Annotated in this window: 9 protein-coding genes; 3 read left to right on the forward strand and 6 right to left on the reverse strand. The window is 59.1% G+C overall.

The window, feature by feature from the left end:
* Positions 1–59 precede the first annotated feature (59 nt).
* Complete coding sequence (locus tag DXD16_RS01790; RefSeq protein ID WP_199408047.1) at positions 60–1688, reverse strand: UDP-glucose--hexose-1-phosphate uridylyltransferase; 1629 nt, start codon at positions 1686–1688, stop codon at positions 60–62.
* The gene (locus DXD16_RS01795) at positions 1679–2884 is read right to left on the reverse strand and encodes a galactokinase family protein (RefSeq protein ID WP_117654937.1); all 1206 of its coding nucleotides are present in this window, start codon (positions 2882–2884) and stop codon (positions 1679–1681) included. The genes DXD16_RS01790 and DXD16_RS01795 overlap by 10 nt, the downstream gene beginning before the upstream one ends.
* A gap of 383 nt (positions 2885–3267) precedes the next feature.
* Here DXD16_RS01795 and DXD16_RS01800 point away from each other — a divergent pair, with 383 nt between their 5' ends.
* Together DXD16_RS01800 and DXD16_RS01805 are read left to right on the forward strand one after the other, a co-directional pair.
* Positions 3268–4254: a LacI family DNA-binding transcriptional regulator gene (locus DXD16_RS01800; protein WP_117654938.1), complete on the forward strand. Its 987-nt coding sequence runs from the start codon at positions 3268–3270 to the stop codon at positions 4252–4254.
* A gap of 129 nt (positions 4255–4383) precedes the next feature.
* Entirely contained in the window at positions 4384–5544 is a 1161-nt protein-coding gene (locus DXD16_RS01805; protein WP_117654939.1) for an FprA family A-type flavoprotein, read from the forward strand.
* A 59-nt stretch (positions 5545–5603) separates the two neighbouring features.
* Here the strand turns inward: DXD16_RS01805 and DXD16_RS01810 are convergent, their stop codons facing one another.
* A complete protein-coding gene (locus DXD16_RS01810; protein WP_117564687.1) occupies positions 5604–6407 on the reverse strand; it encodes a DeoR/GlpR family DNA-binding transcription regulator in 804 nt (267 codons plus the stop codon).
* A gap of 335 nt (positions 6408–6742) precedes the next feature.
* On the opposite strand from DXD16_RS01810, the gene DXD16_RS01815 reads away from it, so the two are divergent.
* The gene (locus DXD16_RS01815; RefSeq protein ID WP_022095149.1) at positions 6743–7600 is read left to right on the forward strand and encodes a class II fructose-bisphosphate aldolase; all 858 of its coding nucleotides are present in this window, start codon (positions 6743–6745) and stop codon (positions 7598–7600) included.
* 322 nt (positions 7601–7922) lie between these two features.
* Here the strand turns inward: DXD16_RS01815 and DXD16_RS01820 are convergent, their stop codons facing one another.
* The 3 genes from DXD16_RS01820 to vsr form a co-directional block, all read right to left on the reverse strand.
* Positions 7923–8546, reverse strand: coding sequence for an HAD family hydrolase (locus DXD16_RS01820; protein WP_089572377.1), 624 nt, complete (start codon positions 8544–8546; stop codon positions 7923–7925).
* A 56-nt stretch (positions 8547–8602) separates the two neighbouring features.
* Complete coding sequence (locus DXD16_RS01825; protein ID WP_158551496.1) at positions 8603–9532, reverse strand: AraC family transcriptional regulator; 930 nt, start codon at positions 9530–9532, stop codon at positions 8603–8605.
* A 497-nt stretch (positions 9533–10029) separates the two neighbouring features.
* Positions 10030–11016 (reverse strand): DNA mismatch endonuclease Vsr, encoded by a 987-nt coding sequence (gene vsr / locus DXD16_RS10440; protein WP_233502574.1) that lies wholly within the window; start codon positions 11014–11016, stop codon positions 10030–10032.
* Between the last annotated feature and the right edge of the window lie 119 nt (positions 11017–11135).

The raw sequence follows: 11135 nt of genomic DNA on the forward strand, positions 1-11135 counted from the left end.
CCGTTGTCGTGTGGGCGGTTATGTCGTGTGGACTGCCGTTGAGCGTCCGGGTCTGTGCTCTACAGTGAGTCGATAAAGCGCTGCTGGGCGGCGCGTCCGTCCTCGTCCCACTTAAAGACTCCGGCGTTGTCGAGCACGTGGCTAAACACCACGCCGACCTCCTCATGCAGGATGTCGATGGCGTTATCCGCCGTAAGCTCGTTCGCGCGGCGAGCAAAGACGTCCTCCGCCCATGCGGCGTGGCTGCGGCAAAGGTCGTCGCTCTCGAGAGCGCAGGCAAGATCGTAGCTGGCATCGGCTTTGGCCGCCAGCAGGTGCTCGCGAACAGCGCCGAGCTCGGGAACCAGGCGCGGCGGCAGAATGGCCAGGCCCATGACCTCGATCAGGCCTATGTTCTCCTTCTTAATGTGGTGATACTCGGCATGCGGGTGGAACACGCCCAGCGGATGCTCGTCGGTCGTGATGTTGCAGCGAAGCGCCAGGTAGGCCTCGTAAATCTCGCCGCCGGCGTTGCCGCGGGAGTCCACGCGGCGGATGACGGGCGTCACGGTGTTGTGCGCCATGCCATCGGCTGTGTGCGCGATGACGCCCACCGACTCGTCGGTCCACTCGCGCCAGGCGAGGATAATCTTCTCGGCAGCGTCGAGCAGCTGAGCGCGGTCATGCGTGCGCAGGCGCAGCACCGAGAGCGGCCACTGCAGCACGGTGCCGCTGACCTGGTCAAAACCGGGCACGCTAAACTGCGAGACCTCGGCGGCGTGCATCATGGGGAACTCGTGCGCGCCACCCTGGAAGTGGTCGTGCGACAAGATTGAGCCGCCTACGATGGGCAGGTCGGCGTTGGAGCCGATAAAGTAGTGTGGGAACAGGTCCACAAAGTCGAGCAGGCATGTCAGGCCCTTGCGGTCAACGTGCATCGGGCGATGCTCGGAGCTCATGGCAATGCAGTGCTCGTTAAAGTATGCGTACGGGCTGTACTGGAAGCCCCAGCGCTCGCCATTAAGCTGAATGGGAATAACGCGTAGGTTCTGACGGGCGGGGTGAGCGCCACCGTCGGCTGCGGCGGAGCGTCCGGGATAGCCCTCGTTTTCGATGCAGAGCTGGCAGGCGGGATACTTCTCGCCCGTGTTCTTTGCGGCACCAGCCGCGGCGATATCGCGTGGGTCCTTCTCAGGCTTGGAGAGGTTGATGGTGATCTCAAGATCGCCCCAGTTGGTGGGGGTGCTCCATTTGATGTTGCGTGCGATGGCGGCGCGGCGCACATAGCCGGCATCGCAGCACAGGCCGTAGAACCAGTCGGTCGCGGCGCGGGGCTCGTTGACGCCCATACGCCCATTGAACTCTTCGTTTACAACCGAAGGCCTCGGCATGAGCGCGCCCATGATGCGCATGGCGATGCGGTCGCGCCCCGATGCCGTGTCCTCGGCAGCACCGTTGGCAACGGCGGCCTCGGCAAGCGCGGCAAGCGTGCCCTCCAGGTCAAAGTTGGGGAGTGTATCGGGGTGCAAGAGCGAAATCTTCTCGGTCTTGAGTGCCCAAGCCATGTCGAGTGCGGGGCCCGTGGCGCCGATGCACTCCAAAATGGTGTTGTATGCCCAGATGCGATCGTCCTGGCCGATCATCGATCGGTGGATAGCGTACTCGATCAGGCTCTGCGCGGCCTCGCGCACGTCAGTCATTACAGCCATGCCGCGTAAGCCCCCTTGTCAGAGATAGCGTAGTGGCGGGCAGAGCCCTCGCCCAGCCAGCCGTTCATCTTGGCAATGAAGTTGTCGACCAGGTCGAGCGGCACGAAGGCCTGGATGGTGCCGCCAAAGCCGCCACCGTGAATGCGAACGGCGCCACGACCGTCGAGCACATGCTCGGCCAGCGCTAGGGCATACATGGAAGGCTGCTCAGATCCCAGCTTGGCAACAACATTCTGCAGGTACATGGCGGAGCTGGCGCCGGACTCGCGCGTCAGGACCAGGAACTGGTCGATGTCGCCGGCGTTGAGCGCTGCCCAGCGCTTGTCGACCAGGCCGTTCTCGTACCAGTAGTGAACGGCGCGCAGGCAGGCGCGGTCGCCCAGCTTGGCGCGCAGCTCGGGGAGCTTGGCGTCAAAATCCGCCACGTTTACCTCGCACAGGCGTGCCTTGCCAAACTCGGCAGCGACGTCTTGCATTTCGCGCGGAACGGCGGCGTAGTCATCGGTGGCTGCCACGTGGTCGGCGCCGACCTTAACGAGCACGAGCGCATAGCCGTGATCCTCAAAGTTGAGCTCGAGCTTCTGGGTCTTAGGCTGAGCCTGATCCTCAAAGTCCATGTAGGCGAGGCCGCCCAGGCACACAGCGGCCTGATCCATCAGACCGCAGGGCTTGCCGTAGTAGTTGTTCTCGGTGCGCTGGCTCATCTGAGCGAGCGTGACGGGTTCAATGGCGGGCGCGCCCCAGAGCGTCTCCATGGCACGGCCGTATGCGGCCTCGACGGCGGCAGAGCTGGAAAGGCCGCCGCCCGAAGGGACGGAGCAGGTAAAGGCAAAGTCGAAGCCGTGGGGCTCAACGCCAAGGGCTGCAATCTCGTGCGCCATGCCGCGCACGAGGCTCGCGGACGTGCCCTTCTCGGACTCTTGAACGTCTAGCGTGTCGAGCGCGATCTCAAACGTGGGATAGCCCTCGTCGGCGACGCGGACCTTGTTGGAGTCGGTTGCCACGGCGATGCCGTCAACGGCGACATCGAGCGAGCCGGCGATAACGCGGCCACCCTCGTGGTCGGTGTGGTTGCCGCTGATCTCGGAACGGCCGGGCGCGTGCGCGTAGAGCACCTGGCGGTCGCCGATGGGGCCAAACTCCTCCTCGAACAGCTTGGTGAGCGTGGCGAATGTCTTTTCATCGGGGGTGGTCATGAGGGTCCTTTCCTTGGCGCATACTGACGAGTTTTCCGTCGTAGTGAGTACGTTAACAATCTGAAGCGACGTGAACTCAGCATCTACGATGCCGCACGTTACGGGCTATGTTAACGTACTCATAACACAACACTTATCACTTTTTGAGAATCTGGTAATCGGTAGAAATTCAGCCGTGAACGGTATTGCCGTATGGACTTATAGAGCAGAAGAGTTGCGGATTGAAAAAGTAGAGTACGTTAACATGCGTCCGACGATAGCGGGCCTCGGCGCGGGGTGCATTTCTGCCCGGGCCGGCATGCACGCTATTCAGATCTCGCAAGGGTGAAGGTGATCCTGTGGCAAGGCGCCCGTCCAACGATACAGGTACGCGTCCGGTCTCCATGGCCGACGTCGCCCGCGCTGCTGGCGTTTCGCAGCAGACGGTTTCGCGCGTCGCCAACGGCTTGCCCAACGTTAACGAACAGACGCGCCAGCGCGTGCAGGCCGCCATGCAAGAGCTCGGCTTTCGTCCGAGTTATGCCGGTCGCTCGCTGCGCGACGGCCGCTACCATTCGGTCGGTCTGTGCATCAACGATGTCACCAAGTTTGGCAACCTTTCAATGATCGACGGCATCGCCAGCGCTGCTCGCGAGCGTAATTGCGCCATCACGCTGGTCGAGATGTCCAAGACCGAGGAATTCTCGCTTGCCGAGGCAACGCGTCGTATGGCCGCATTGCCGGTGGACGGCATCATCATCGGCATGAGCCGCATGGCGCCCGATTTTGAGACGTTTGATCCACTGCCGGGCATTGGCACGGTCATCGTTACCATGTATGCGCATCCGCGCGTGACCACAGTCGATTCCGACCATTACGGCTGCTCGCTGTTGCTTATGGACCATCTGTTTGAGCTGGGGCACGAGCAGATTCGCTATATTGGCGGCCCGTCCTTCTCGGTCGACGAGCAATTTCGTCGCGCCGGTTGGCAGGATGCGCTCGAGCGTAAACACATCGAGCCGGCAGAGCCGCTCGAGGGCGACTGGTCTGCCAACAGCGGTTACGAGGCCGGCAGATATCTGGCCGAGCACGATCGCACCATGACGGCGATTTACGCGGCAAACGACCAGATGGCAAATGGCGCAATTGCAGCGCTGCGCGACAGCGGCTTGCGCGTGCCCGAGGACGTGAGCGTGGTGGGTGTCGATGACTCACTCGACGACTTTGTCGCGCATAACGAGCTCACGACCGTTCGATTCGACTTGCATCAGCGTGGGCGCGAGGTATTCGAGCATGCGGTTCCCGAGGCGGGTACGGCGGGCAAAACCGTTGCCATTCGTATTCCCGGTCAGCTCATCGTTCGGCATAGTACGGCGGCACCGCCCGCATAGTTTGTGCTGGTAAACGGCGATTTATCGCATTTCAATAACAATCGGTAAGGATGCCGGCAGATGGCTGTTGGGATGCAGCCGAGTGCTATGATAGACGGGCTCTTTTGTCTATCTAGGAGGCTTTGCCTGATGGAGATCACCAAGGATATCCGCTACGTTGGCGTCGACGATCACGACATTGACCTGTTCGAGGGCCAGTACGATGTGTCCGAGAACGGTATGGCATACAACAGCTACGTTATCTTGGGCGACAAGATCGCTGTCGCCGATTCGGTCGACGGTGGTTTTGTCGATGAGTGGCTCGGTAACCTCGAATCCGTGCTCGATGGCCGTACGCCCGATTACCTGGTCGTTCATCATATGGAGCCCGACCACTCCGCTGGCATCGTCGCCTTTATGGAGCGCTATCCCCAGGCCCAGATTGTGGCCAGCATGGGCGCTTTCCGCATGATGGTCAACTACTTTGGCACCGATTTCCCCGAGCGCAAGATGGTCGTCAAAGAGGGTGACGTGCTCGACCTGGGCGGCCACAGCCTAACCTTTGTCGGCGCCCCCAACGTTCATTGGCCCGAGGTGCTTTTCTCTTACGAGTCCACTGACAAGGTGCTCTTTAGCGCCGACGGCTTTGGCAAGTTTGGCGCCAACGATATCGAGGATCCGGAAGGTTGGGCCTGTGAGGCGCGCCGTTACTACTTTGGCATCGTGGGCAAGTTCGGCAAGTTTGTGCAGGCCGTGCTCAAGAAGGCCGCCGACCTAGACATCCAGATCATTTGCCCGCTTCACGGCCCCGTGCTGACCGAGAACCTGGGCTATTACCTTGACACCTACAACACCTGGTCGAGCTACCAGCCCGAGGACGAGGGCATTACGATTGCCTATGCAAGCGTGTATGGCCATCTGAAGGCTGCCGTTGAGGAGCTTGCATCTGCGCTCGAGGCCCGCGGCCAGAAGGTTTCCGTCTTTGACCTGACTCGCGACGACATGGCCGAGGCCGTTGAGGATGCGTTCCGCTATGACCGTCTGGTACTCGCTTCCATCACCTATCAGGGCGAGATTTTCCCGTTCATGAGCACCTTCATCCATACGCTCGCCGAGCATGCCTACCAGAACCGCACGGTGGCGCTTGTCGAGGCCGGTTCCTGGGCGCCCGCCGCTGCCAAGGTTATGACCAAGGAGCTCGAGGGCATGAAGGACATCACCCTGACGCAGAACAAGGTGACCGTGCTAGGTTCGCTCAGCGACGCATCGCGCGCCCAGATTGAGGCCCTCGCTAACGAGCTCTCCAAGTAGCGATACGCTCACGTTTAACGCTCAAACCACCACAAAGGTGCCTTTGTGGTGGTTTTTGTTTAAGCGCTGGCGATGAGGAGATTTGGGCGGGCGTTGTCGACGATCTCGGCGATTGAGGTGGCGACGGCGTGATCGGGGTCACGGTCCATCACGATGGCGTTGACGTCGGTCAGCTCGGCAAAGCGGTACATGCCGCGTCCGTTGACCTTACTGGCGTCCATGAGGGCGACACTTTGACGGGCGGCACCGACCATAGCCGCTTTGGTCTCGGCCATCTGCGGAAAGTCGGTCGTAAAGCCGCAGCCGGGAACAAAGGCGCCGGGGCACATGACGGCAAGGTCGGCGTGGACCATTTGGAGCGCTTGCATGGTAAGTGGGCCGTACAGATAGCGATGACCTTTGCGCAGTGCCCCGCCCAGCATGACGACATCGACTGAGGGCATGCTCTCGTCGATGTAATCGGCAATGGTAATGTCGGCCGTGATGACGGTGATGCCATCGCGCTGGTCGAGGAGCCGGACAAACTCGAGCGCTGTGGTGCCCGAGTCGACGAGCAGCGTGTCGCCGTCATTGACGAGTTCGATGGCGCTTTGTGCGATGGCCTGCTTGGCGGCGACATTGACGTTGATGCGGCGATCCTGGGTGGATACGGTCAGTCGCTTCTGGAGCGACACGGCGCCGCCATGCGTGCGGCGCAGCTTGCCGGACTCGGCGAGCGCGTCTAGGTCGGCGCGGGCGGTAACGGAGGACACGCCAAAGGTCTGGGCGATTTCTGCTACCTGCACCGAGGCGTTATGTTCGAGCATTTCCATAATGGCGGCACGACGCTCATCGGCGAAAGCTCGGGTTGTTGCATGGGCCATAGCTATTCCTTCCTCAATCTAAATTTGCAGGAATTATGTTGAAATCATTTTCGTTCATTTTCTTTTTAAGTAAGAAAACGCCTTTCGATTACTTATCTTTTCTATAAAAGAAAGTCGTTTAACGCCCAAAATTCAATATCGAACATGCCCACTCGGCTCCAATTCCTTCCGTTTGCTTTTCAAAAATGAAGGTTGGACCTCGCGCGATGACAATATCTCGCACATGCATACCCGCTGAATTTCATACAATGAGCGCAGCAAAACGCAAGGTAAAACGCCTTGCGGACACGTACGCCCGATGTCCAGATGCGGGCGAGGGAGAGGAGCAAACGCTCATGGCACTTGTTACCACCGAAAAGATGCTCAAGGACGCTCAGGCCGGCCACTACGCCGTCGGCGCGTTCAACGTCGAGAACCTCGAGTTTGTTATGGCCGTTCTGGCCGCTGCCGAGGAGACCAAGTCCCCCGTCATCATGCAGACCACCCCGGGCACCATCAAGACCGCTGGTCTGGACTACTTCTACGGCATGGTCAAGGCTGCCGCCGAGCGCGCTTCCGTGCCCGTCGCCCTGCACCTCGATCACGGCGATGGCTATGACCGCTGCATGCAGGCTTTCCGCACCGGCTACACCTCTGTCATGATTGACGGCTCGCACGAGTCCTTCGAGGACAACATTGCCCTGACCAAGTCCGTCGCCGACGCTGGCCGCGCCATGGGCGTGCCCGTCGAGGCTGAGCTCGGTAAGGTTGGCGGCAAGGAGGACGACGGTCCCGCGGTTGAGGGCGAGAGCCCCTACACCGATCCGGCCGAGGCCAAGGAGTTCGTCGAGCGCACAGGCTGCACCTCGCTGGCGATTGGCGTTGGTACCAGCCACGGCGTGTACACGAGCGATCCGCACATCGAGCAGTCGGTGGTCAAGGCCATCCGCGACGCCGTCGACGTGCCGCTGGTTCTGCACGGCACTTCCGGTGTGCCCGATGAGCAGGTTGCCGAGGCTGTGAAGAACGGCATCTGCAAGGTTAACTACGCAACCGAGCTGCGTCAGGCCTACACCAAGGGCTTCATGGCCTACATGGCCGAGAACCCTGCCTGCTTCGATCCTAAGAAGCCGGCCAAGGAGGGCATGCGTGAGATCACCGAGCTGGTTAAGATCCGCATGACCAACCTCAACTCTGTGGGCAAAGCAGAGTAACAGCAAGGGTACTCCGACTCGCTACATATCCCGGGGAGGGACGAGGGCTTAGTTCCCCAATCGTCCTCGGGCATGCAAAAAGCCTCGCTGCGCACTTCGCGCGGCGAGGCTTTTTGCCCCCTGCGGAAAGATTGGGGAACTAAGCCCTCGTCCCTCCCAGGTTGACCTACTCGAGGTCGTCGCCCTTGTGGCGTTAGGGCGGAAAATAATAAGAAGCCTTCGCGCTGCGGAATGATTTTGGAAACTAAGTACGGGGACCCGCCCAAGCCGTTCTGCTCAATCGCCCTTGTGGTGTTGGGACTGAAAGGGTGGGACGCGTGGGTTATTTGGTTGTTAGGGTTAGTAGGTCGTTGGGGGTTTTGAGGTTGTAGGTGGCGTTTGGGATATCTTGGTGTGATCCCCATGCTGCTCGGGCAAAACTGACCCCTGCTGAAGTTGCGCATTGTTCGTCGTAGACGGTGTCGCCAACGTAGACGACGTTGCCAGGATTCGCGCCCGCACGTCGGAGATATTCGAGCATGGGTGCGGGTGCGGGTTTATGTTCGGTTGTGTCTTCGACAAGGATGATGTGCTCAAAATACTTATCGAAACCAAGGGGTGCAATTTCTTTTGCGTATTCGTCGCGCGCACGTGAGGAGACGATGCCAAGTTTGCAGCCGCTATCGGCGAGTGTTGCGATGACTTCAAGCAAACCTGGAAACACGCTGATGGTGCTTTTAAAGCTGGCGGCAACTTGGCACCAGCGATCCAACGTTGCCTGCGAGTAGATCCCAAGTTTCTCAAGGGCATCCTTGCCGGGTATGCCGAGGGCAAAGTCAAGCTCGTGTCGGGGAAGCGTTTTGCTGGTCTCTTCTTGGACAATCTGGACAAGCGATGACAGAACGCTTTCTTCTGTATCTGCCAATGTCCCATCAACGTCAAATACGATATGGTCAAAGTGCTTCATATGATTGCTCCTCTCTGTTGTTTGCCTGCAAGTTTGATGCAGTGACAGAAGAAGGGTTAGCGGGATTTCTGCCTGGTGCTATCGAGATTCTGCCTCACTGCTCGATAGCTCGAAGGAGTGCACCCCATTTGTTCTTTAAATACCTGGCCAAGATGGCTTGCTGTTATAAATCCGCATTGGCGCGCGACTGTCTGTACCGTTCGCGTGGTGTGTGCCAAAAGTTCGCAAGCACGGTTTATGCGGTATGCGCGTAGATATGCCGCCGGGGTCGTTCCTGCACAAGTTTCGATAATGCGGTAACACTCTCTTTCGCTTACGCCGGCTGCAGATGCCATCTGGGGCACATCTATAGCGGCTGCATAGTTTGCGCGGATAAAGTCCAGGATTGCCTTGAACTGTACGTCGCGGCTGGTCATCCAAGAGGCGCCGTCGGAAGAAAAGAGCGGTTCGGCCTTGGCGTTAATCTGAATCCAGAGATCTGACAAACTATTTCGAAGCGCCATCTCGTTCTGCGGCCGTTGAAGGTCGTGGCTAAAGGAGCTCTTCAGCAAATCGATAAAGGGCATATCGTCGGGATTGGTGGGCGACCATTTGAGCACATCGACGCCTCGACATTGAAGCAATGGGTTGATGTAGCGCTTTTGGAGACGTCCCGCGGGATCGCCGAGCATCGACGGCTGAAAGATATGCAGCATTTGAATGGCTGGCGCCGAATTGGGTGATTGCAGCGTACTGTGCAAAACGCCGCCGTTGATAAAGCCGGCGGACCCTTCCTCAAAGCGTACGTGCTCATGAGCCGCGTGCGTTCGATAGTCAATCGCTCCCTGCTCCATGTAGAAAAGCTCAACTTCGGAATGCCAGTGCCAGGGGACGGAATTGCCCGGATAGCGAGCGAATTCTGCGCGTTCGGCAATATAGGGCCAGTCTTCGGCGGTCTCGGGAAACGCTTCCTCGCGTCCTCCGCGGTGCAATTCTATGTGATCCATGTTTCGCATGGCATCAGTATAAAGCGCGATGGGCTTAGATTGCTCTTGCCTGTTCGGGGAACGCCTTGTCTAGGGATGCTTGGAGCTTTTCGAAGGATGCTCGTAAGTTGAGGCTCTGATCGGCTGAGCGTTTGGCTTTTGTGGTGGGGGAGTCGGGGAGGCCGTTTCTCTGTGTCGGGGGGAAGGAGAAAAGGTTTGCATGTTTTAGGGATGGCTGCTGTGCTGCGTCATTGGAAGAATGCATGCTTATGCGGCCTCCTCGATGTCCACCAAAAGATTGCGCGCGAGGTTTGCTGCTAGGTCCCGTGCGTTGGCAGTATTATGCCGCGGCTGCCGCAAAGAAGCGCTAAAGAAAGGCTTAACCTGGTTTAGTGTTACGATGAAACTGCAGGTCAGAGGTATCGAGTAACACTCTTGAAAGGTTTTGAGCTTAAGGGCTTTCTAAGGTTTGTGACGTGGATGTGGCGCGGACGTGCGGAGCGTGTGAATGCTCGCTGTTAGCGCTGCGGCTCTGTGGCGCGCACCTGCTCGATGACCTTTTCCATCGTGGCGTCGATGCGGTCTTTTTTGAGTTCGCATTCCCAGATGGTTATGGGCGTCCAGCCCATTTGAGTGAGCGCTGCCACAGCAGCACGGTCGCGCTCGACGTTGCGACGGAACTTTGCCTCCCAAAACTCAACGTTGCGCTTGGGCTGGCTTGGGTTGCACTTGGGGCAGCGGTGCCAAAAGCAACCGTTGACGAAGATGGCGATCTTGCGGCCGGGGAAGGCGATGTCGGGCTTGCCGGGTACCTTCCATTCCAAACGATAGCCCGTAAGGCCCGCGGCCCGTAGGCGCTGACGTACGAGCAGCTCGGGCTTGGTGTTGGCGCGCTTGTTGCCCTTCATGGACTTTTTGATGGCGGCGCGACGGCGGACCAGTTCGCGCTCGTGAGCGGAGAGGTCCGAGGTATCGATGCCGTCGAGCAGACCGGGCTTGGGACGCTTTTTGCTGCGGCGTTTAGGTGCGCGCTTGGGTTTGGTGGCGGGTTTGTCGGTTGTGTTGGGCGCGGCGTCATCGGCGGAGCTTGCCTCAAGCCGATCTTCCTTTAACTCAATCAGAGCATCAATGAGCCCCTTGTCGGCGGGCATCCATTCCACCGTGGCAAGCGAGGTGCGTGGAATCCAGCGGATATCGAGCTGGCGGTCGTGTTTCTGGGGCTCATCGGATTCATCGGCGAGCGAGCAGTAGTAACACTCCATGGAGAGATGAAAATCGGGGTAGTCATACTCAACGGTGTAGAAATCACGCAGGTTGGTGACTTTTACCTGTAGCTCTTCCATAAGCTCGCGGCGCACGGCGTCTTCGGGTGTCTCGCCGCGCAGAAGTTTGCCGCCCGGGAACTCCCATAGTCCCTGCATGTTGCCGTAGCCGCGCTGCACGGCAAGCAGCTCGTCAGATCCTTCCTTGCGAATGATCCCAGCGGCAACATGAACAGTCTTCAACAGGAGCCCTTCCTCAACATCAAAACGTTCCCTGCACTACCTTACACAACGGTAAGGCAAGCGTAAGCCATATCGATGGTAGCCGACTCGGCTCCTTGCGACTATAGATGCCGTAGACT

This window comes from Collinsella sp. TF11-5AC (assembly GCF_003436775.1).
Lineage (GTDB): Bacteria > Actinomycetota > Coriobacteriia > Coriobacteriales > Coriobacteriaceae > Collinsella.

Excerpts from the sequence above, each read along its gene's own strand:
- DXD16_RS01790 (WP_199408047.1), bottom strand. The coding sequence starts at position 1,688 with ATGGCTGTAATGACTGACGTGCGCGAGGCCGCGCAGAGCCTGATCGAG.
- DXD16_RS01795 (WP_117654937.1), bottom strand. The coding sequence starts at position 2,884 with ATGACCACCCCCGATGAAAAGACATTCGCCACGCTCACCAAGCTGTTC.
- DXD16_RS01800 (WP_117654938.1), top strand. The coding sequence starts at position 3,268 with ATGGCCGACGTCGCCCGCGCTGCTGGCGTTTCGCAGCAGACGGTTTCG.
- DXD16_RS01805 (WP_117654939.1), top strand. The coding sequence starts at position 4,384 with ATGGAGATCACCAAGGATATCCGCTACGTTGGCGTCGACGATCACGAC.
- DXD16_RS01810 (WP_117564687.1), bottom strand. The coding sequence starts at position 6,407 with ATGGCCCATGCAACAACCCGAGCTTTCGCCGATGAGCGTCGTGCCGCC.
- DXD16_RS01815 (WP_022095149.1), top strand. The coding sequence starts at position 6,743 with ATGGCACTTGTTACCACCGAAAAGATGCTCAAGGACGCTCAGGCCGGC.
- DXD16_RS01820 (WP_089572377.1), bottom strand. The coding sequence starts at position 8,546 with ATGAAGCACTTTGACCATATCGTATTTGACGTTGATGGGACATTGGCA.
- DXD16_RS01825 (WP_158551496.1), bottom strand. The coding sequence starts at position 9,532 with ATGGATCACATAGAATTGCACCGCGGAGGACGCGAGGAAGCGTTTCCC.